At 46.7% G+C, this 23,300-nt stretch carries 11 protein-coding genes and 1 riboswitch; of the genes, 6 read left to right on the top strand and 5 right to left on the bottom strand.

The window, feature by feature from the left end; genetic code table 11:
• Positions 1-180: 180 nt before the first annotated feature.
• Complete coding sequence (locus tag ACZMIG_RS01545; RefSeq protein ID WP_418874754.1) at positions 181-999, bottom strand: KilA-N domain-containing protein; 819 nt, start codon at positions 997-999, stop codon at positions 181-183.
• 226 nt (positions 1,000-1,225) lie between these two features.
• Positions 1,226-3,190 carry a glycoside hydrolase family 97 protein gene (locus tag ACZMIG_RS01540; RefSeq protein ID WP_487888909.1) on the bottom strand — a complete coding sequence of 655 codons (1,965 nt, stop codon included), beginning with the start codon at positions 3,188-3,190 and terminating at the stop codon, positions 1,226-1,228.
• 1,206 nt (positions 3,191-4,396) lie between these two features.
• On the opposite strand from ACZMIG_RS01540, the gene hflX reads away from it, so the two are divergent.
• From hflX to ACZMIG_RS01525, 3 genes are all read left to right on the top strand, one after another.
• Positions 4,397-5,641 carry a GTPase HflX gene (gene hflX, locus ACZMIG_RS01535; RefSeq protein WP_125103811.1) on the top strand — a complete coding sequence of 415 codons (1,245 nt, stop codon included), beginning with the start codon at positions 4,397-4,399 and terminating at the stop codon, positions 5,639-5,641.
• Between the two features lie 12 nt (positions 5,642-5,653).
• A complete protein-coding gene (locus ACZMIG_RS01530) occupies positions 5,654-7,480 on the top strand; it encodes a DUF4954 family protein (protein ID WP_487888908.1) in 1,827 nt (608 codons plus the stop codon).
• A 68-nt stretch (positions 7,481-7,548) separates the two neighbouring features.
• On the top strand, positions 7,549-10,455 hold the full coding sequence (locus ACZMIG_RS01525; RefSeq protein WP_487888907.1) for a M16 family metallopeptidase: 2,907 nt from the start codon (positions 7,549-7,551) through the stop codon (positions 10,453-10,455).
• A 250-nt stretch (positions 10,456-10,705) separates the two neighbouring features.
• Here the strand turns inward: ACZMIG_RS01525 and nhaA are convergent, their stop codons facing one another.
• Positions 10,706-12,034 (bottom strand): Na+/H+ antiporter NhaA, encoded by a 1,329-nt coding sequence (gene nhaA, locus ACZMIG_RS01520; RefSeq protein WP_487888906.1) that lies wholly within the window; start codon positions 12,032-12,034, stop codon positions 10,706-10,708.
• Positions 12,035-12,444: 410 nt separating this feature from the next.
• On the opposite strand from nhaA, the gene ACZMIG_RS01515 reads away from it, so the two are divergent.
• Both ACZMIG_RS01515 and ACZMIG_RS01510 read left to right on the top strand, forming a co-directional pair.
• Positions 12,445-13,770: a retropepsin-like aspartic protease gene (locus tag ACZMIG_RS01515; protein WP_487888905.1), complete on the top strand. Its 1,326-nt coding sequence runs from the start codon at positions 12,445-12,447 to the stop codon at positions 13,768-13,770.
• A gap of 916 nt (positions 13,771-14,686) precedes the next feature.
• Complete coding sequence (locus tag ACZMIG_RS01510; RefSeq protein WP_487888904.1) at positions 14,687-16,333, top strand: fumarate hydratase; 1,647 nt, start codon at positions 14,687-14,689, stop codon at positions 16,331-16,333.
• Between the two features lie 430 nt (positions 16,334-16,763).
• Here the strand turns inward: ACZMIG_RS01510 and ACZMIG_RS01505 are convergent, their stop codons facing one another.
• Both ACZMIG_RS01505 and ACZMIG_RS01500 read right to left on the bottom strand, forming a co-directional pair.
• Positions 16,764-18,173 carry a DUF5723 family protein gene (locus ACZMIG_RS01505; protein ID WP_487888903.1) on the bottom strand — a complete coding sequence of 470 codons (1,410 nt, stop codon included), beginning with the start codon at positions 18,171-18,173 and terminating at the stop codon, positions 16,764-16,766.
• Between the two features lie 20 nt (positions 18,174-18,193).
• Entirely contained in the window at positions 18,194-19,969 is a 1,776-nt protein-coding gene (locus ACZMIG_RS01500) for a hypothetical protein (RefSeq protein ID WP_487888902.1), read from the bottom strand.
• An 875-nt stretch (positions 19,970-20,844) separates the two neighbouring features.
• A riboswitch (TPP riboswitch) is annotated at positions 20,845-20,941 on the top strand.
• Between the two features lie 73 nt (positions 20,942-21,014).
• On the opposite strand from ACZMIG_RS01500, the gene ACZMIG_RS01495 reads away from it, so the two are divergent.
• The gene (locus ACZMIG_RS01495; RefSeq protein ID WP_484449937.1) at positions 21,015-23,285 is read left to right on the top strand and encodes a TonB-dependent receptor; all 2,271 of its coding nucleotides are present in this window, start codon (positions 21,015-21,017) and stop codon (positions 23,283-23,285) included.
• Positions 23,286-23,300: the final 15 nt, after the last annotated feature.

Genomic DNA, 23,300 nt, shown 5'->3' with positions numbered 1-23,300 from the left:
AGGTTGCCGAATGTCAAAACAGTCTAAGAACATAACTTCCTTAGACTTTGATATTTTTTTAAGACAACAATCACAACGTATTATCCAGACGGCGCCATTACGCCTCTGGATATGAAAAGAAAACAAATACTATCAGAAAGCCATAAACGTCTACAAATACAATGACACCCAATCATTCAATTATTTCAATAATTTTCTCTCGCCATTATCACCACTTTCCAATATACTCATCTGATGAATGGCTATTTGGTTAAGTTTTATAAGCCGTTCGCTTTGAGAAATGCCTTGTTCTATAAACACTGCATTCAGGTTCTCCATATTAGACAGGCAGATAAGCTCATTGACGGTAGCATAATCACGAATATTACCATTCAAATCAGGATTGGCTTCTCTCCATTGTTTTGCTGTAATTCCAAACATAGCCACATTCAATACGTCTGCCTCATTTGCGTAAATAACATTTGCTTGTTTCTGAGTAACTTCATTTGGAATAAGATTATGCTTGATAGCATCTGTATGTATACGGTAATTGATTTTTGACAGTTCACGTTTAGCCGACCAGCCCAACTGACGAAGTTCGTCGGTCTTCAGACGCTGAAACTCTTCAATCAAATATAACTTGAATGTAACACTTATAGCAGAGCCAAACTCAAAAGCAATATCTTTATGCGCATATGTACCACCATAACGTCCCTTTTTAACAAAAATACCGATGGCATCGGTACGTTCTATCCATTCAGAAGCACTAAGAACAAAAGACGGCAGACCTGCATTTCTCCTAAAGTGGTCAAATTCGACCACTTTAAAATTTGGGTTATGGATAATTTCCCACGTTCCAAGAAATTCTATTGTATAACGATTTCTTATCCAATTCTTAATGACATCAGCCGACCTGCTGTCGCCTTCTTTTGCTGAAGCCATGTCTGTAAGGGATATATAATCTTGGTCTTTCCTGTGAAAAACATTTATTTGTGTGTTTTGAACCGTTATTTTTACCATTATAATCAATGTTTTTGAGTTTCCTCACAAAGATAACGATAATTTATGAAAACATAGCAGCCGGAACAATTTTTCAATATCATTCTTTGATTACTATGATTGTATTCTGTGAACATGTTTCTACCTTATAAGCTGTAATTAACCGCCTAAAAACATAAAAAAATGCCTGCCTCGGACAATGTCTGGGCAGGCACAGAGAGCCGCACGGCGGCGGATTTAATAACTCTTATTTAGTTACGATGATGCCTCCTAAAGGCTGCATGGTAACTTTGAGCATGCCTTTAGAGTCAACCTTCACGGTTTTAAGCGCAGACGAAGCTATGGCCTCGCCCTTTTTCTTCTTGTTGTCGACATAAAGTTTCACCTTCTGCCCGGCAAACATGGGCAGACAGACGGTTAAGGTCATCGGCTTGCCGGTGCCGTTGAGTCCGCCTACATACCAGTCGTTGCCGTGGCGGCGGGCCATAACAACATATTTTGTCGGATATCCGTCGATAAAACGTGTCTCGTCCCATGCAGCAGGCACGGTCTTCAGAAAGTCTTTCTCAAACTGCGGCAGACTGCTGATATTGTCGGGCTGAACGGCTATACACTGCACGCTTGCCTGATTGGTTATGGCCGTAGCCATTTCAAACACGTCGGTCGTGCGGCGATAGTTGCCGCTGTCGGTGCCGCGCCCCATGCGGTGCTTCATTATCACTCCGCCCCAGTCCATGCTTCCAATGGCGTTGCGTGAGAAGGGGTGCATGGTGAGCTCGAAGCCTTCGAGGTCGCAGTGTCTCTGCGAGAAATATACATTCTCTGATGCGAGCACGGCCTCGCTGCCCACATAATTGGGATACATGCGCTCCCAGCCGCGCGGAATGGTGCATCCGTGGAATATCACCTGCAGCCCGTAGCGGTTGGCATCGCTCAGTATGTCTTCATAAAGGCGCATCGTCTCCTGCTTGTCGCCGCCGAAAAAGTCTACCTTTATGCCTTTCACGCCAATGCTCTTCAGCCATTTCATCTCGCGCTCGCGTGCCACGGCCGTATTCATACAGTGGCGCGGCGACTGCGGAGCGTCGTTGGCAAAGCCGTTGGAGTTATACCAAAGCAGCAGACTAACGCCCTTTGACTGCGCGTAGCGGCTCAGCTCAGCCATGCGGTCGCGCCCTATGTTTACGTCCCATGCGGCATCAACAAGCGTATACTCGTAGCCCATCTCTGCAGCGAGATCGATGAAAGCCACCTGGTCGTCGTAGTTAATCGAGTTGTCCTGCCACAGCAGCCAGCTCCAAGTGTAGCGGCCGGGCTTATAGTCGGTTGAAGCCTCATACTTCGGTTCAACCACATCAAAGGACACCGTTGTCTCAACAATAGGCTTCAGCGTCCTGCCAACGGTAACGGTGCGCCACGGCGTTGAGCCAGGCACGGGAATGGCGGCAAACTCGCTCCCGAATCCGTTGTTCTCGCCCTTGTCGGGAAAAGCCACCGTGTAGCCACGGCCCTCGGCATAGTCGCTGAGATGTGAGCCGCAGTAGCCGGCGTCAACACCGGTCTCGCTCACCAGCGCCCATCCGTCGTTGCCGATGCGGAACAGGCACGGAAAGGTGTATCCACGGCCAAAAGCCGACTTCACGTTCATGGGCGCGTCTGCCGTATAGTCTTCCTCATAGCTCGGCTTTGTGCGCATCCATCCGGTCATGGGACCTATCTGCGGACACAGAAACGTGGTGGTGTTTTCGGGGAAGTTGAAGCTGCTCGCCTCACTGTATACCACGGCGCAGCGGCAGTCGCTGCCCTCTATAGGCAGCAGGGTGTAGCGATATGCAAGGTCGTTGTCCGACACACAGAACGTAACCTTTATCTTCTTGCCGTCTTCTTTTCTGAAAACCACGTCGAGCCTGTTGGCCACATAATGCACAGACGATGTCTTTGTCCTCGTTATATCATACTTCTTGTCTATCTTGCTTTCTTCAGAATCTACGATTGTCAGCCCCGAAGTGAAGTCGGCAACATCAGTTTTCAGTCCGAGGGCCGACCTGCCGAGCATGGCCGTACCGTCGTAATTCACCTCATACTCAGGCTTTCCGCCGTCATCAGATATGCTGACAACGAGTTTGCCGTCGGGCGACTTCACATCCACTTTGGCTGCATCTGCGCCTAAGGAAGCCAATAAGACGAATGATAAAATAAACAGGTTTTTCATTTTTCTCAATATTATTTATTCTCAGTTTCAATCATATTAAGCCACATTCAGCTTCACACCTGCCCCTATGTCCTCAGCAGCAAGCCTATAACACAAGGCCAGAGGGTCTGCTGCCACGCTGCACTACAGAAGCGGAACGGCAGACAAGACACCACAAAATTACAAAAATATTTGCAAACGCGACAACACGTAATCGACATAATTTATACAGATAAAAAACATTGCCTCGCTGCCGGAAACCCCGGCTGTGTCTTCCCCATGCAGCACCCGCCATCTCCCTGTCTGCAAAAGGTGGCAAATCAGCGTCTGAAAGCATACCTTTTGCATGCCAAAAGGCCACATATCGCAACGTAAAAGGCATGCTTTTGCAGAGGCATAAAAACATAGTCAGAATATGACTATCAAACCGCATGCGTCTTAATTCTGCACGCAGACGCTGTCAACCGGCAACAGGAAACAACAATGAGGAAAAATATTAATAACTATTTTGGATAAAAAGATTTCGCAACAGACTCATCACTCATCACATCGGCATATAAGACACTGTATGTCAACACCTTATGATGTGACGAGTTGCATTTTCAACTCGTCACAGCCTGCCATTACGGGCTGATTTTGGCGTAAATTATACTTGAATTATATGAAAAACCGGCCGAAAAACATGTTGCATGATGAGCCGTGATGAGTTGAAAATGCAACTCATCACACTATAAAAAGCTGACAGTCAGGATATTAACATCACTTGTGACGAGTGATGAGTTTTTACAAAAAAACTTTTATCGCCATAGCGTCAAGACAGACCGCAATGAATGTCGCACGGCTATACTGAAACGGAAAAAATCACAAAGGGGCATAAACGAAAAAATGCCCCGATACCACATCGGAGCAAATTCTTTCTGTTTGAATGTCTTAGTCTTTAGTATTAATGTAGCATGTAATTCTGAAAATCTTTATTATCGTGAGCAAAGGTAGGCAAAAAAATTGACACAAATCAAAAATATATGTAGTTTAGTCAAAAAAACTACGTAAACGTTTACGGAATATGATTATATTTTATAACTTTTTAGACGAAAATAAAAACAATTTGTCAGCACCGCTAAACAGCCCGTAACGTTAAGCAAGAGTTAAGAGTTTCGTTTTATTTTGTATTTCAACATAAAAAATGTAACTTTGTATTTATTATGTATCAAAGATTGAAATCAACTGATGAAAGAATTTGTAATCTCTGAAGTAAAAGCCGAAACGGCCATACTGGTAGGACTGATAACCCAGGAACAGAACGAAGCCAAGACAAAAGAGTATCTCGACGAACTGGAGTTTCTGGCAGATACAGCAGGCGCCGTAACCGTAAAGCGGTTTACGCAGAAAGTGGGCGGCCCTAACCAGACCACGTATGTAGGCAAAGGAAAACTTGAAGAAATAAAACAATATATAAAGGATGAGGAAGACGCCGAACGCGAAATCGGAATGGTGATATTCGACGATGAGCTGTCGGCCAAGCAGATACGCAACATCGAAAACGAACTTAAGGTGAAGATTCTTGACCGCACTTCGCTCATTCTCGACATATTTGCCATGCGCGCACAGACAGCCAACGCCAAGACGCAGGTGGAGCTGGCACAATACAGATACATGCTGCCGCGACTGCAGCGACTGTGGACTCACCTTGAGCGCCAGGGAGGCGGAAGCGGCTCGGGCGGCGGAAAAGGTTCTGTGGGACTGCGCGGACCGGGTGAGACTCAGCTCGAGATGGACCGCCGAATAATCCTTCAGCGCATGTCGCTGCTGAAGCAGAGGCTGGCCGAAATAGACAAGCAGAAGACCACACAGCGCAAGAACAGGGGCAGGCTTATACGCGTGGCTCTTGTGGGATATACCAACGTGGGCAAGTCGACCACGATGAACCTTCTGGCCAAGAGCGACGTGTTTGCCGAGAACAAGCTGTTCGCAACGCTCGACACCACGGTGCGCAAGGTGGTCATTGAGAATCTGCCGTTCCTGCTCGCCGACACAGTGGGATTCATACGCAAGCTGCCCACCGACCTTGTAGACTCGTTCAAGAGCACGCTCGACGAGGTGCGCGAGGCCGACCTGCTGCTGCATGTGGTAGACATATCACACCCCGACTTTGAGGAGCAGATAAAGGTTGTCGACAACACGCTGAAGGATCTCGGATGCGCCGACAAGCCGTCGATGATAATCTTCAACAAGATAGACTCATACACATGGGTGGAGAAAGACCCTGACGACCTCACTCCGGCAACGAAGGAGAACGTTACGCTCGACGAACTGAAGAAGACGTGGATGGCAAAACTTAACGACAGCTGTCTGTTTATCTCGGCAAAGAACAAGACTAACATTGACGAGCTGAGAGAGACACTATATAATAAGGTGCGCGAACTGCACGTGCAGAAGTATCCTTACAACGACTTCCTTTATCCGACAGAATAAAAACTTAATGCTATGGACGAATACAGACTGCTGACCAACGAGGAGATAAGTATCCTCGAAGACAACGGATGCATGGCTGAAGACTGGACAAGCATAAATGTTGCGGCCGACTTCAAGCCTACTTACATAAAGAATGTCAACTTCTATGGCGACGTGTTTCTGGGTGTGTTCGAGAAGAACATAGAGGTGTCCAACGGCTTTATCAGACACTCGGGCATAAGAAACGCCACGCTGCGCAACGTGAGCATTGGCGACAACTGCCTGATAGAGAATATCGGCAACTATATAAACAACTATGCCATAGGCGAAGAATGCTGCATCTGCAACGTGTGCACCATGGAGACAACGGCCGAAGCCACCTACGGCGAAGGCAACACCATATCCGTGCTTAACGAGGCCGGAAACGGCAACGTCATACTGTTCAGCGGACTGACGAGCAACCTGGCGGCGCTGATGATACGCAACGCAGCCGACAAGGAGTTTACGGCGGCAATAAGGGGCATCGTGAAAGACGACATTGAGCGCAGGGCGAGAGAGAAAAGCACTGTGGGCAACAACGTGAAAATAGTGAACACGGCCGAGATAACCAACACGCACATCAGCGACAACTGCGAGATTAACGGGGCAAGCCGCATAAGCGACTGCACCCTGGCATCGGGTCTCGAGGACAACGTGTTCATTGGATCGGGCGTTATATGCGAAAACTCTATCGTCACCGACGGCTCTGCCGTACTCAACGGCGCCAACATAACCAACTGCTTTGTGGGCGAGGCATGCCAGATAACAAACGGATTTACGGCCGAAAGCAGCCTGTTTTTCGCCAACTGCTACATGAGCAACGGCGAGGCGTGCGCCGCCTTCTGCGGCCCGTTCTCGGCAAGCCATCACAAGAGCACGCTGCTCATAGGATGCATGCTCTCGTTCTATAACGCAGGCTCTGCCACCAACTTCAGCAACCATGCCTACAAGATGGGGCCTATACACTACGGATGCCTTGAACGCGGAACAAAGACGGCAAGCGGCTCTCATCTGCTGCTGCCGGCCAACATTGGCGCCTTCTCGGTGTGCCTGGGCAAGATAACCAACCATCCCGACACGAGGAACCTGCCGTTCTCGTATATCATATCAGACGGAAAGGAGACCTTCGTCGTGCCCGGAATAAACATCACCACCGTAGGCCTATACCGCGACATACGCAAGTGGCCGCGACGCGACGTGAGAATACAGAGCAGCCGCAAGAGCCTGATAAACCACGACTGGCTGAGTCCGCTGACCATAAACGAGATTATCGCGGGCAAGAAGACTCTTGAACAGATGCGTGAGTCTCAGGGTGAAGACACGGCCTTCTATACCTGCGGAGGATGCAAGATAAGCCGCAACTCGCTCGAACGCGGCATCCGGCTCTACGACATGGCAATAAAGCTGTTTGCCGGCGACGTCGCAGCGGGATACGACCTTACGGCTGAAGGACGCGACTGCGGCACGGGCGAATGGGGCGACCTGGCAGGCATGCTGCTGCCCGAACAGGAAGAGCGCAACATAGTGAACGCCATAAGCAACGGCTATCTGCGCAGCACTGCCGACATAGACATGTTCATGAAAAACGTAAACGAGCGCTACGGCGAATATCTCATAACATTCACACGCAACATCATTGCATCACAACTCGGCACTGACGACCTGACCGAAAGCGGCATAGAGCAGATTATACAGCAAGGAAGGGCTGCCAAGGAGGCATGGATAAGCGAGATACGCAAAGACGCCGAAAAGGAATACAGCATGGGCGACGTGGAGCATGCCGTGCTCGAAAAGTTTATCACACAGCTTGAGGAAGAATAACGGAGAAGGCGCAGACAATAACGGAAGAAAAAATCTAATAAAGGAAAAACTGAATTATAACAACAGCAATGAAAAATTTTAAGGTATTCATTTATGTATTTCTTCTCATGTGCGGACTATCGGCCGCAGCCAAGGAATACAAGTATCAAACCGTCAAGGGCGATTTGATGAACACAAGGATTTACACCCTCGACAATGGTCTGACGGTGTATCTGTCAGTAAACAACGAGAAGCCGCGTATACAGACGTATATCGCCGTGCGTACCGGAAGCCGCAACGACCCGCCTGAGACGACTGGTCTGGCCCATTATCTTGAGCACATCATGTTCAAGGGTACACGCAACTTCGGTACCATCGACGCTGCTAAAGAGGCCGTGCTGCTCGACTCTATACAGAACCGCTTTGAGGTTTACCGCACTCTGAAAGACTCTCTTCAGCGCCGCGCCTACTATCAGCAGATTGACAGTCTGTCGCAGCTTGCAGCCAAATACTTCATCCCCAACGAGTATGACAAGCTGATGTCGTCTATCGGTGCTGAGGGAACCAACGCCTATACGAGCAACGACGTTACATGCTACGTTGAGGACATACCTGCCAACGAGCTTGAAAACTGGGCAAAGATAGAGTCTGACCGTTTCCAGAACATGGTAATACGCGGATTCCACACCGAGCTTGAAGCCGTATACGAGGAATACAACATCAGCCTCGGAAACGACAACCGCAAGCTGTTTGCAGCCTTAAACGCCATGCTCTTCCCCGGACATCCCTACGGCACACAGACCACTATCGGTACACAGGAGCACCTGAAGAATCCGTCGATAGTAAACATCAAGAATTACTTCAGCCGCTATTATGTGCCAAACAACACGGCAATCTGCATGGCCGGCGACTTCGATCCGGACAAGGCAATAGCCGTAATCGACAAATATTTCGGTACATGGAAGCCCAACCCCAACCTCTCACAGCCCGAATATGCGCCTATACCAGAACGCACTGCACCGGCCGACACAACCGTTGTAGGCCAGGAGTCTGAGCGCATATATATGGCATGGAGATTCGACAAGGCTGCATCTTTCCAGAACGACACTCTCGACGTTATCTGCGACATGATGTCTAACGGCAAAGCCGGACTGATGGACCTCGACCTCGACCAGCAGATGAAATGGCTCGGCGGCGGTGCTTTCACTTATCCGCTGGCTGAATATTCAGGATTCGTAATGGCAGGATTCCCCAAGGAGGGTCAGTCTCTCGACGACGTCAAGGGGCTGCTCCTGGGTGAGATTGAGAAGATAAAGAAGGGCGAGTTCAGCGAGAACCTGCTGAAGGCCGTCATCAACAACAAGAAACTGCAGTTCTACAACACTCTTGAAAGCAACGAGGGACGTGCCAATATGTATGTAGACGCCTTCATCAACCGCCAGAAATGGAGCGACGTGGTAGGCAGACTCGACAGAATTTCAAAAATAACAAAGCAGCAGATTGTAAACTTTGCAAACAAATACTTCAAAGATAATTACATCGCCGTTTACAAACGTATAGGCGAAGACACATCTATCAAGAAGATCGACAAGCCGCATATCACCGCGATACCTACCAACCGCGACCTGCAGAGTGCATTTGTTACAGAAATCGTAAACTCTAAGACAGAGCCCATACAGCCTAAATTTGTTGACTTCAACAAGGATCTTACAAAGGGCGAGACTAAGAAAGGCCTGCCAGTGCTCTACGTAAAGAACACCGAGAATGGCCGCTTCATGCTGAACTATTACTACAAATTCGGCGAGACAAGCAACAAGTGGCTGCCCTATGCTACCGAATACTTCAACTATCTCGGCACAGACAAGATGACTGCCGAGCAGCTGAAACAGAAGTTCTACGAGCTGGCTTGCTCTTACAGCATCAACGTAGGCTCAAGAACCCTGCAGGTAAGCATCAGCGGTCTGGCAGAGAATATGACCGAAGCCATGACACTCATGGAAGACTTCATTGCCAACGCGAAGGTTGACAAAGAGGCTTATGACAAATATGTAGGCATTGTTGAAAAGTCGCGCGCCGACAATAAACTCGACCAGAGAGTGAACTTCAACAGACTGCAGCAGTACGGAATGTACGGTCCTTACAATGGTGCACGCAACATGCCGTCGTCAACAGAACTGAAGGAGATGGATCCGCAGAAACTTGTAGACATGATAAAAGACCTGAAGAACTACAAGCACAGCATTCTGTACTATGGCCCGATGGACATGAAGACTCTTAAAGCCACAATCAACAAGAAGCACAAGACAGCCAAGAAGCTTGCCGACGTGCCGCAGAACAAGCCTTATAAGCTGCAGCAGACTGCTCAGAACGAAGTGCTCATCGCTCCTTATGACGCAAAGAACATATACATGATTCAGTATCACAATGAGGGCAATACATGGAACGCAGAGCAGGAGCCGATAGCAGCACTGTTCAACGAATATTACGGAGGAGGCATGAACACCGTTGTATTCCAGGAGCTGCGTGAGGCACGAGGCCTTGCCTACAGCGCTTTCGCAATGTACGGCACCCCAAGTTACAAGGACGACACTGAATTTGCCTATACATACATCATCTCACAGAACGACAAGATGATGGACTGCATCAACACGTTCAACAGCATTTTGGACACCATGCCGCAGTCTGAAAAGGCATTTGAGCTGTCAAAGCAGGCACTGATGAAGCGTCTTGCCACATCACGCACAACCAAGACCGGCATTCTCAACGCATACATCAACGCAGAAAACCTCGGCATCGACTACGACATCAACAAGAAGATTTATGAGGCTGTGCCCTCACTGACACTTGAGGATGTTGCTAAGTTTGAAAAAGAGAACATGGCAAACAAGCCTTACCGCTACATGATTCTCGGCGATGAGAAACAGCTCGACATGAAGGCTCTTGAGAAGATTGGTCCTGTTAAGAGACTTACAACTGAAGAAATCTTCGGATATTAATACACAACGCGCCCGGGACACACGTTCCGGGCGGTTTTGTATCATAACCAGACTGACAGTAAGATTACTTATTTGCATAAATCAAGAGCAACCGTCAACAGGCGGCTCATAAACCGACAAAAGGGCTCATAACGTTACGCCCAAGACAGCAAAATTATATACATGACAAACAAACTTAGGATTAACAAAAAACGATGGGGCGCACTGTATCTATGCAGCGCGCCCCATCGTTTTATCCGTAATATAAACATCACTTCTGCTCCCCGCCTCTGAGCAGTATGTAGCCCAGCACTCCGCCAAGTATCGAGGCGGCAAATATTCCGAGCTTTGCCTGAATGAGGAAAGTTTCGTCTACAAAGGCGAGAGTAGATATGAACATAGACATCGTGAAGCCTATCGAGGCAAGGAAGCCCACGCCCACAAGGCGGCGCATGGTCATCGAGTCTGACGCCTTTGCTATCTTAAGGCGAGTAAGCAGCACCGTTGACAGCACAATGCCCACGGGCTTGCCTATCAGCAGACCGAGCATTACGCCCAGCGCAACGTTGTTGGCCATAACGGCGTCGAAGCTTATGCCCTCGAAAGATATGCCGGCGTTGGCAAGCGCGAATATCGGCATTATGACAAACGACACGAGCGGATGCATAGAATGCTCTAGACGCTGAAGCGGCGGAATGGCGTCGCGCGAGTCGCTCATCATGCGGTCTATTATCTCCACCTGCTCATGCTCGAGCGTTGACACATCGTTAGGCTTTGCCTCTCTGAACCGGTTGATAAGCTTTGAGGCGCGCGCCAGATACACAGGCTCTGATATGCGTGCGTCGGCCGGTATCATAAATGCCGCCAGCACGGCAGCGATAGTGGCATGTATGCCCGACATGAGGAAGGCTATCCACACGCCGCCGATGCCCAGCACGCCATAGAATGTAACGTTCTTAACGCCCAGCTTGTTGGCAATGAACATGGCGAGAAGGAACGCCACGCCGACGGCTATGCTCGCGAACGAAATCTCAGAAGTATAAAACAGCGCTATGACAAGCACCGCCCCGAGATCGTCGACAATAGCCAGTGTAGTAAGGAAAACCTTGATAGACAGCGGCACCCTGCTGCCAAGCACATAAAGAATGGCCAGCGAGAAGGCTATGTCCGTAGCCATCGGTATGCCCCACCCGCTCGCCGTGTCGCCTCCGGCATTAAGAGAGAAATATATAAGGGCCGGCACTATCATGCCGAACACGGCCGCACCGATTGGCAATATGGTGTTGCGCACGTCGGCAAGTTCGCCGCCAATAAACTCGCGCTTAAGTTCCAGACCTACCACAAAGAAGAACATGGACATCAGTCCGTCGTTAATCCAGTGGTGAAGACTGTAATAAAGATAGTTGTCGCCGTTGAACACAAAGCCGAGCTTATGTTCAAAGAAATGAAAATAGCTGTCGCTCCAAGGAGAGTTTGCCAGCACAAGGGCAATAACAATACTGATGCCGAGCACTATTCCGCCCGACTTTTCCTGATTGATGAAATGCTGTAAAGGCATTATCAGTCTGTGGTTGATTGTGTCTTGATATTGTCTCATCATAACTAAAAAATGTTTATCTCTTCACGCTGCCGCGGCTATACGCTGCAGAACGCAAAAGAGGCTGTTATCCATGCGGGCAAAGTTACGGAAAAACATTGAAAAAATTTCCATAATAATAGAATGATTATTATTTTTTTGTAAATTTGCATCGGATTGAGAAAACTCTATCCAAGACATGTTAGAAAGAAGAAGCGTTATGCGCATCAAGTATTTGGAAACGTAGGAAATTTTCAAATTGCATACTCAGATGGCATAGTGGTTCTCACGCTATAGCGTGGGCTGTTATCACTACATCTGTATGCAAGGTTTCCTACGACCTCCGAATAAAGACGTAGCTGTGCAGTTCCACGCTTCTTTATAAATTAGATTACGGTAATAATGATTAATGTTAAACAACAATACGACAGATTATGAAAAAACTCATTCTTACATTATGGATATGTTTAGGTTCATTTTCATATGGATATAGTCAAAGTTCAGATGAAAAAATAGCTGATGCAATGAATAATTCAGACTGGTTTGCATTGGATTCTTTATATCAAACAGAACCCAAAGATTCAATCAGCGATTTCTTTGAAATATTTTCCCGTTGCCTTATAGGAAATAGGCTAAATCGTCCAGATGTTTCAATTCCTGCGTTTACGGAATTATTCAACACTCAGTCAGAAAGTCTTGATTTTGGCAATATGCTCAATTCGTCCATGATGTTTGCAATGGATTTAAGCAGGATTGGAGATAATAAGACTGCCGCAAAAATGTTATCTTCAACTCTTGACTCAATACGCACTCATCTTGACAGCACAACCATTGCTGGTGTTCAGCAATTTATCAATCAATACAAAGCTTTATCTAAATACAATCCATATAAAATCACATTTAAAAATTCGTCAGGAACTATTCCATTTAAGATTGTTCCTGTTGGCCCGGAAAAGAATAATTCAGTATTAATACATCTAAAGGACAGTTATATTAATGGAGCTGAAGCAGATATTACTTTTGACACAGGAGCAGGAGTAAATATTATTTCAGAATCATTAGCCCTTAAATATAATTTAATTCCACTTGAAGCATCAAGCACAGTTGGCGGAGTAGGCATACAAAATGGGAAATACGCAATAGCAAAGGAATTAAAAATTGGGGATATGATTGTTACTGATGTTCCTTTTTACGTCATAGATATAACAACCAACAACGAAGAGGCAGACAAATATATTGACTGTTTCAATATTGTTGTGGGCAGCGAACTGATGTTACAACTCAAAGACCTAACCATTGATTTTGCGAATAATAAAATTACAGTTCCATCAGTTGCTCCAAAACGAAGCCAAGCGTCTCCAAACATGTGTTTTTCATCCAATATGAATTTGTTGAGCAAGGGTATCGTACAAAGTAATAAAATGTTAATGAATATTGATACCGGTGATGCTTCATATGGTTCGTTAGACAAAAGATTCTTTGAGAATAACAAAGAATACATCACTACTCATTGTAAATTAGATACTATCAGAGGTGCAGGAATTGGAGGTGTACACATATCGAAGTGTTACCGAATACAAAACATAGAACTCGAATTAGGAAATAGTAAATTATCTGTACCTGAAATGGTTGTTTTATTGGAAAATAATACAGGTGGTGTATTATATTCTTATCAATGTAATTTGGGACTAAAATCATTGATGCTTTTTAGAAAAGTACGATTCAATTTGGTTGATTTTGTATTAACAACATTTGAATAAGAGCAAATTTTGCAAACAAGAAAAGATTTCAAAATATAGAAACAATATATTATGCAGACGAAAGAATATTATTATCATCTTCTTTTCGTCTGCATTTCTTTTTTACCTTTGTAGCATCAAAAGTTATCCATTGAAGCATAATAATTAAGAACTCAGAAATAGGAACAGTAGATCTTTCGTTATCATAAATTCAAACAATCCTACCTATCGATTATTCTAAGCAAGACCTTTTATTGCAAAAGTTACGGAAAGACATTGGAAAATCAGCACGAAACAAGAAATGATTACCGCATTCTTGTAAATCGACAACGTACCGCCTTCAAAAACTCACTTATTTACGACTAAAAACTCGGTCACTTTTGATGCAAAAGTGACCGAGTTACGACTCAAAAACGACAGGTTAACAGTTTGAAACTTGCATAGCATCTTTTGCTTACAATCAGCGTCGACAAGACATCTCTTTTACGCAGACATTAAGCATAAGAATATATTTTGCTTTCAATTTTTCGCCCTTACAATTTAACTGTCTTATTTTAAAGATTCTCATATAGCCTAAATATGTCATTACGCTACGCTTGGCAAGTGTGCTCATGCGAACATACGCAGGCATACTCCTGCGCAAGAGACTCCTTTAGAAAGACGATGCTACGGCACGCCGGAAAGGGATAAAACTGAAAAAAGGGTAAAAAGATTTAATAATGTGAACATTGCGCCGGAATGAACGTTTTGGACTTAATAAAGCAGAAATAAAGAATGGGGTTTCAAAAAAATTATATAACTTTGCAGTCAAACACCATGCCGCGACACCGTCGCTGCTGACACGGCATGAAAACACATACGGCAGCCTTAGCCGGAAAGACCGCAAGACGGCCACAAAAGCGACTTACGAACAACTGTTATATAAAATAAAAACATTATGGCAACAACACCAGAATTCAAGTACGCCCCGATGTTCCAGATGGGCAAGGACGACACAGAGTACTATCTCCTCACGAAAGAGGGAGTGTCATTAGGCGAGTTTGAAGGCAAGCCTATACTGAAGGTAAGCCCCGAAGCACTGACCATGCTCACAAACGCTGCCTTCCGCGACGTTAACTTCCTGCTGCGCCGCTCTCACAACGAGCAGGTGGCCAAGATACTTAACGACCCCGAAGCAAGCGACAACGACAAGTATGTGGCTCTGACTTTCCTGCGCAACGCCGAAGTGGCATGCAAGGGCAAGCTGCCTTTCTGCCAGGACACAGGTACTGCCATCATCCACGGCGAGAAGGGACAGCAGGTATGGACTGGCTTCTGCGACGAGGAGGCTCTGTCGAAAGGCGTATACAAGACATATACAGAAGAGAACCTGCGCTACTCTCAGAATGCTCCGCTAAGCATGTATGAGGAGGTTAACACACGCTGCAACCTACCTGCACAGATTGACATCGAAGCTACAGAGGGCTGCGAGTATAAGTTCCTGTGCGTGGTTAAGGGCGGAGGCTCTGCCAACAAGACATATTTCTATCAGGAGACAAAGGCAAGAATACAGAACCCGGGCACGCTGGTTCCGTTCCTGGTTGAGAAGATGAAGACTCTCGGCACAGCTGCTTGTCCTCCTTATCACATAGCTTTCGTTATCGGCGGTACATCGGCTGAGAAGAACCTGCTGACAGTTAAGCTGGCTTCTACTCACTATTATGACAACCTGCCTACAACAGGCGACGAGACAGGACGTGCATTCCGCGACGTAGAACTGGAGAAAGAGCTGCTCGAGGAGGCTCACAAGATTGGACTCGGAGCTCAGTTCGGCGGCAAATACTTTGCTCACGACATCCGCGTCATCCGTCTGCCGCGCCACGGCGCATCATGCCCCATCGGTCTGGGTGTAAGCTGCTCTGCCGACCGTAACATCAAGGCTAAGATCAACAAAGACGGTATATGGATTGAGAAACTTGACGATAACCCCGGCGAGCTGATACTTGAAGAACTGCGCAAGGCAGGCGAAGGCAACGCCGTTAAGATAGACCTCAACCAGCCTATGAGCGAGGTTTGCAAGATTCTGTCACAGTATCCTGTATCTACACGCCTCAGCCTCAACGGAACAATAATCGTTGCACGAGACATAGCACATGCCAAACTGAAGGCACGTCTTGACGCAGGCGAGGATCTGCCGCAGTATTTCAAGGATCACCCCGTACTCTATGCCGGTCCGGCAAAGACTCCGGAAGGAATGCCTTGCGGCTCAATGGGCCCGACAACAGCCAACCGTATGGACCCGTATGTAGACGAGTTCCAGGATCACGGAGGCTCTATGGTGATGATAGCAAAGGGCAACCGCACACAGGTTGTTACCGACGCCTGCAAGAAGCACGGCGGTTTCTATCTGGGAAGCATCGGCGGTCCTGCAGCAGTTCTGTCTATGAACAGCATCAAGAGCATCGAGTGTGTTGAGTATCCAGAACTCGGCATGGAGGCCATATGGAAGATTCAGGTTGAAGACTTCCCTGCTTTCATCCTCGTTGACGACAAGGGCAACGACTTCTTCAAGCAGCTGAAGCCGTGGACTCCTTCATGTAAATAATAATTTTTTCTAATATATTTTTCATTTTCCAGGCAGATTGGACGTGATGTCCGGTCTGCCTTTTTTTGCGTGTTCATGGCATGCATGGCTGCAACGGAGCAACACGCAGCTATATTGTAAGCCAAAACGGCGATTAGTCCGCATATAGCTTAATTCCACAAGAATGCAGATACATTCAGTAGGCTGCAGTTTTTCTATTTTCTTCCTACCGGCTGTTGTTTCAGAATATAGCCTGATATGCCGGAAAATAGGCAACGACAATACAGCAGAATGCCAATAACAGATATAGGATTAAGACAAGAAAACAGCGCCACACGCATAAGCACAATAGGCAAAAGAACAGCTTAAGATGATGAGAATGCAAAAAACAAGAGGCTGCCCGGAACGAATCCGAAGCAGCCTCTATTATTTTATTGTAAGTAAAAAAAGTTTACCACGCAATGCTCATGCCAAGCGCAAGGCTTGCATTAGAGCTGAGCGGAATGCCCTCCTTGCTGGTCTTGCCGAGGACATGGTCCATTCCGATAAAGAAGTTATAACCTTTGGGATGAATGTTGAGCACCCAGCCCATGCTTGTTGTGAAGCTGTTGACAGCAAAGTTTACGCCGCCGTCGAGCCAGCTCAGCGGAGTCCAGTTGGCGCTGATGCGTCCTTCTGTCCATGTGTAGGCACCGTTGATGCGCGTGCTGCTCAGTGCTCCGAATGTTATTTTGCGGTAAACAGGCAAGTTATATTCAGCACCTACGTTTACGGTTGCACCTATTCCGGTTGTACGTCCGCCCTGGTCGCCGTTGTCTCTGAGGTTTACAAAGTCTGTAATCTGGTCGCCATAGCTGTCGAGCTGGTCGTCGATAGTTGACCCGTGGTCGCTCGAAACAGACAAATCGCGGAAACCGCTGAACTCAAACTTGTCGGCTCTGTTAACGGCCTGCATGTCGTTGCTCCAGTTGATAAAACCGAGATCGAGCACAGCAGCATTGACTGTCCAGTCGTCGTTTATCTTGTAGACACCTCCGAGATCGATGGCCATACCGAAGCCTCCGATGCCTGCGCCGTCAACATTAGCACTGTTTATCTTCTCATATTCACCCTTCGAGGGGTCGTTATACTCTGCTGTCTCCGACTCATAAGTGAATCCTTTCATCGATACATCTGCAGTAGCCGTTCCTGATATTATCCACTTGTCGTTTGAAGCCAGGTCGGCCTTAACATCCTTGAACAGGAAGTCGGCACTGGCTACGCCCAACAGGAACTTCAGCTTGGCGCCCACACGCAGCTTGTCGTTAATCTGACGAGAGTGGCCAAGGCCGAGCTCGACATACGAATTGGCGCCTACGTTGATGTCGCCGATGTTATAAGTCTTGTTTCCTGTGTTCTTTGCAAACTCGAACAGTTCGTAAGGCAGCGACACGCCAAACGATGTCTTAGACGACAGCGTGATGGTGTTATATCCGCCGAAAGCCTTGAATCCGGCAGAAAGCAGCGTTACGCCTACATCGCCGACAATGCGGTTGTTGCCTGTGCTGAAGCCGTCGAGAGCTTCTGAAGCAGAGATATAAGGGTTCATGAATGTTGTCATCTTCTTTCCGCCCTCAATGCCATACATAGGATTATGCAGCACAACATCCTGATAGCCGAAGTTTCCGTGCAGTCCGACGTTGATGTTTCCGAGTGCAGGGATAGACACATAGTTCTGCTCGTTGCCGTAAGCAGGGTTCATTTCATGACGGAAATTATAGTCTTCTGTATAGTAGGCCGAGTTAAGTTCCTGAGCCATGGCGCCGCTGCATGCCATAAGCATTGAGGCTGCAACGATAGCCTTATTATATATTGATTTCATTTTTGCCTGTTGTTTTTTTATTAATTAAAGTTGCCTATCAGTTTTCCCACAAGTTTGATTTTAATCTCGTCAACCTTGAGCGAGTGCTTCTGTGCGTTGAGCGTAATGCCCGTAACGGCTCCGCTGGCGCCGTTGGCCTTGCCCGACACGACAAACACGATGCCGTCGAGCTTCTTCATTGCGCCTCTCTTGCTCTGGCTAATCTTTATATTAACAGGCGAAACTGTTTCAGTCACTCCGTCTTTAGATGCCTCTACTGTACCCTCTACTTCAACAGAAAGCTCGTCTGAGCTGATGGCATTGCCGTCGGCGTCAACAGGCACTGCTGTGATAGACATATAAGCAGGCACGCAGCTCTTTATGCTTGCATCAAGATTGATATACGAACCTTCAGCAAGTTCAAAGTCCTCAATGTCGTCATTCCATCCGTCAAGCGTGTCGCGATATTCTATATTGGCATTCTCGCCAAAGGCGATAGGAGCGTCTACCTTGTAAACCGGCTGCACCGTGTAGTTGCGTCCGAGTTCAAAGCGATAGTCGTTCTTGCTGTCTGCTGTTGCATTGGCAGAGAAAGTGATGTTGTCAGGTATAGTCTCGATAAGTTTAGACAGACTCTCGTTTACAATGACATGGTCGAAGCCGGTAACGCCTTCAGCCCTGCGGCATATGCATACGGTTGAGGTTCTGTTGGCATCAATCGGAATATCATTTACGTTCACCGTAGCCAGGAGCTGACCGTCCTTAAACGACTTAATCACGCCGTCAAGCATACCGGGCACGCTCATGTCGCTTGTCATGGTGAGCTTTATCTGCGGATTATACAGGTCGACAACCACATTGCCGCCAAGCAGGAAGTCTGGAATGCCGCTAACGGTTACGCTGCCGAGGTCTTTAAGCGCAATCTCAGGGTTAAACTTACCCGTAGCTGCATTAACAACAAAGCTGCTCATAGTCATTGTGCTGCTTATCTTCTTGCCTGTAGTGCTGCCTGCACCTGCATTGATACTTGTGGCCACGGCCTTGATATAGACTTTTCCGTCCATCATAATCTTGCCGCCAGAAAGTTTAAGCGAGCCGTATGTGGTGTCTTTCTCCTTAAAGTCAAGAGAAGTTACGTTTGCTGTTATAGTAAGGTTCGACGAAGTTGAAACATTCTTAAGCGTCAACTCTGATCCAGACATCGTATATGCATGACCGCCGCAATTAACGTCAGACAATGTCATAAACGCCGGAAGGGCAATGACAATCTGGTCAAACTGGCTTACAACAGACCTTACGTCGCTGAAGTTTATCTGAAGATTTACCGAAGAACTTACCTCAGCGTCAGACAAATCCACCACCTCTTCTGGCTGCTTGCCTTCATAAGTAAATGCCTGAAGCCATCCGTCAGCCACAAGACTTTCGCCTCCGGCACGGGTTGCACGGCTGCGACGGCGCGAACCAGAAGGCGTAGAGAACACAAGTTCAACATCATTAGAAGTCGACGTCTGCTCAGCAACAGTAATCTTATCAATAAAAGGATGAACCGGGGCTACATCGGCACCATCCTGACGGAATACATAGTCGCCGGTCAGTTCGTCTTCAATAACACTACCATTCTCTTCCAGTTCCAAAACATCCTTCAACGGGATAATCTCTGTTGACATCGAAGGTATCTCGAGACCATCGCCTCCTATACCTATTATTGAGTCAATCTCATTAAAATCATAGTCATTGTCCGTACATGCGGAAAATCCTAAGATTGCGGCCGTTCCTAAAAGAAGGAACAGCTTAGATGAAAAAGTTCTTTTTCTCATTAGTTCTTTTTATTGGTTTATTTCTTCTTATCAATTTATTTAGGAAACAATTAACATTCTCAATATTAATACAGATTATGCCTGCTTTTTACCGATAAAATTATTTTATACCTATTTTTTAATACCTATAAACAGCGTTTATTATAAAAGATGTGCAAATTTAATAAAAACTTTTTAAAACAATGCAACTTTTAAACCACTTTATTTTACCAAAAGAACATCCTACAACAGACTGAATACATTTTCACTTTATCCGTAATAATATAACACGCAATATGCACAAACAGCAAGAAACACTAAGTATGATAAAAGTCAAAGACACATTGGCGCACCAAAGAAAACATGAATTCTGAGCCACAAAAGCGACAGAATAACGAAAATAAGACCAAACAGGGACACGCTTTTTAGCCACAAAAAATGGCGGCTAAATGTTAGCCGCCATTCCCTTTAGCAAAAGCGATAAGGAGTAATTATAAAAAAACATCCGTATCAACAAACTGCATTTACTTTCTTTCCCCTTTCATCTTAAATAAAAAACATCAATCTCAAATCAAGTGCTTACATCTTCAACAGACTCCTCATCACTTTAAGGGCAATTATCACAAATCATCTTTTTTCTTACTTTATCAGATTGCTCTGATTGTTGCATATTTTTGAGACCGCCAGATAACTATTTGTATCTGTTCTTTTTCTGCCATAAATATACGAATAAAATTTCATATCACAAAATTTTACGCTTAAAAAATTGCTATTTTTTTATTTTTTATCCATTCAGCCGTCAAAATATCATGATTATTTACATTTTTGAAACAAAAACATTACAATAGTGTTGCATGTTAGTTAAAAAAGCCTTAACTTTGCCGCCGGTTTACAAACGGTAGATTAAGGGGTGCCTGATAAATTGCAGGCTGAGATTAAACCCTGGAACCTGATACGGGTAATTCCGGCGTAGGGATAAACGGCCGAACTAATTTGTTTTTTGGTCTAAAGGATTTAAGCATAAGAAAGTATGCCCCTTTTTGTGTATTTAATTATTAGTTTTTTAATGAAACGTCATTTTTTTGTTGCGGCAACATTGTCATTGGCATTAACCAACGCAACAGCAGCTAACGAAACAGGAAAGACAAAGGCAGACTCGGTAAAGACCGTTGCACTGCAGGAAGTTCAGGTATTGTCTACACGTGCAGGCGAGACAACGCCTATCACGCACACCGACATCAGCAAGTCACAGATAAAGTCGATGAACTACGGCAAGGACGTACCGTTTATCCTATCACTGACACCATCGGTAACAACAACGTCTGACGCAGGAAACGGCATCGGATACACCAGCATAAGAGTGCGCGGCACCGACCCTACACGAATAAACATAACAGCCAACGGCATTCCAATCAACGACGCAGAGAGCAGCAACGTATACTGGACCAACATGCCCGATTTTGCATCGAGCGTTGAGAGCATGCAGATTCAGCGCGGTGTGGGCACATCAACCAACGGTGCGGGTGCATTCGGTGCCACGATAAACATGCAGACCGAGAACATCGGCGTAAAGCCTTTCGGCGGAATAGACCTCTCTGCCGGAAGCTACGGCTCACACAAGGAAACGTTCCGCTTCGGCACAGGACTTATCAACGGCCACTGGGGCTTCCAGGGACGCCTTTCCAACGTTGGCAGCGACGGCTACATCGACCGCGCCTCGTCGAAGCTCGACTCTTATTTCCTGCAGGGCGGATATTTCTCAGACAACACCGTGGTGAAGTTTATCACCTTCAACGGAAAGGAAGAGACATATCATGCATGGAACTATGCTTCGCTCTACGAGATGAACCTCTACGGCCGCAGATACAACTCTTGCGGATATATGTATACCGACGAAGACGGCAACATGCACTTCTACGACAACCAGATTGACTATTATCATCAGCAGCACTACCAGTTGCTCTGGAACCAGATTCTGTCACGTGAACTGAGCCTCAACGTGGCCCTGCATTACACAAAGGGATTCGGCTACTACGAAGAATACAAGGACGGAAGAACACTGGCCGAATATACTTTGACCAACGACTGGAGCAAGACGAGCGACCTGGTGCGCCGCAAGCAGATGGACAACGACTTCTACGGAGCCATAGCATCGCTCAACTACAACAACCGTAAGGGTCTGAAGGCAACAATCGGCGGAGGCTGGAACAAATATGACGGCGACCACTACGGCAACGTGCTGTGGGTGAAAAACTTCGACGAAGACATAGAGCCTAACCACAAATATTATGACAACAACGCCAAAAAGACCGACGGCAATATTTACGGAAAGGTAAACTACGAGTTCATAAAGGGACTCAGTGCATACGTTGACCTGCAGTACCGCCATGTAAACTACAAGATGAGCGGGCCGTGCGACGCATTCGACTACGACACATACAAGCAGATTGTGTTCAACGAAGACAACTCGTTCGACTTCTTCAACCCGAAAGCCGGAATATTCTGGCAGATGAACAACAACCACCAGGCCTACGCCTCGTTTGCCATATCTCACCGCGAGCCGACACGTAACGACTACGAGGACAACCTTGGCGAAGACCTCAAGGCAGAAAGGCTCTACGACTGGGAACTTGGCTATAAGTTCACCACGAACAGATTCTCTGCCGGAGTCAACTTCTACTACATGACTTACAACGACCAATTTGTGCTGACCGGAGAACTTAACAACATAGGCGAAATGATAGCACGCAACGTGGGCGAGAGCTACCGTATGGGCGTTGAGCTGCAGGCAGCATGGCAACCTGTCGACTGGCTGCGCTGGGACGCCAACGCAACATGGAGCCGCAACCGCGCTAAAGACTGGCACATAACACTGAGCGACACGGGCGAAAGCGTAACGCTCGGCGACACACCACTGTCATTCTCGCCCGACTTCATCTTCAACAACATCTTTACGTTCAACTGGAAAGGACTTAGCGCATCGCTCCAGAGTCAGTATATCGGCGAACAGTATCTCACCAACACCGGCATAAAGAGCTACATCAGCGAGAACGAGAACGGAGGCAACGAGGTCAGCATGATGATTGACAGCTACTTTGTAACCAATCTTGACCTTTCATATACATTCAAGCTGAAAGGTCTGAAGAGCATAACCCTCGGCTGCACTGTATACAATCTGTTCAGCGAGAAATACATGAACAACGGATGGTCTGCCCCGGGCTACAAGAAGAATGCAGACGGCAAGGTAATAGCCTACACTGAAGACGACGAATATGAAACGGGATATGCCGCACAGGCCCCGATAAACTTTATGGCTCATCTCAGCCTGACGTTCTAACAACAGCAGCTGCAA

It is taken from the genome of Xylanibacter sp., from assembly GCF_057607445.1.
This window is presented reverse-complemented; position numbering and strand designations above follow the sequence as displayed.

Coding starts and splice junctions, on each gene's coding strand:
- ACZMIG_RS01545 (WP_418874754.1), bottom strand. CDS start 999: ATGGTAAAAATAACGGTTCAAAACACACAAATAAATGTTTTTCACAGG.
- ACZMIG_RS01540 (WP_487888909.1), bottom strand. CDS start 3,190: ATGAAAAACCTGTTTATTTTATCATTCGTCTTATTGGCTTCCTTAGGC.
- hflX (WP_125103811.1), top strand. CDS start 4,397: ATGAAAGAATTTGTAATCTCTGAAGTAAAAGCCGAAACGGCCATACTG.
- ACZMIG_RS01530 (WP_487888908.1), top strand. CDS start 5,654: ATGGACGAATACAGACTGCTGACCAACGAGGAGATAAGTATCCTCGAA.
- ACZMIG_RS01525 (WP_487888907.1), top strand. CDS start 7,549: ATGAAAAATTTTAAGGTATTCATTTATGTATTTCTTCTCATGTGCGGA.
- nhaA (WP_487888906.1), bottom strand. CDS start 12,034: ATGATGAGACAATATCAAGACACAATCAACCACAGACTGATAATGCCT.
- ACZMIG_RS01515 (WP_487888905.1), top strand. CDS start 12,445: ATGAAAAAACTCATTCTTACATTATGGATATGTTTAGGTTCATTTTCA.
- ACZMIG_RS01510 (WP_487888904.1), top strand. CDS start 14,687: ATGGCAACAACACCAGAATTCAAGTACGCCCCGATGTTCCAGATGGGC.
- ACZMIG_RS01505 (WP_487888903.1), bottom strand. CDS start 18,173: ATGAAATCAATATATAATAAGGCTATCGTTGCAGCCTCAATGCTTATG.
- ACZMIG_RS01500 (WP_487888902.1), bottom strand. CDS start 19,969: ATGAGAAAAAGAACTTTTTCATCTAAGCTGTTCCTTCTTTTAGGAACG.
- ACZMIG_RS01495 (WP_484449937.1), top strand. CDS start 21,015: ATGAAACGTCATTTTTTTGTTGCGGCAACATTGTCATTGGCATTAACC.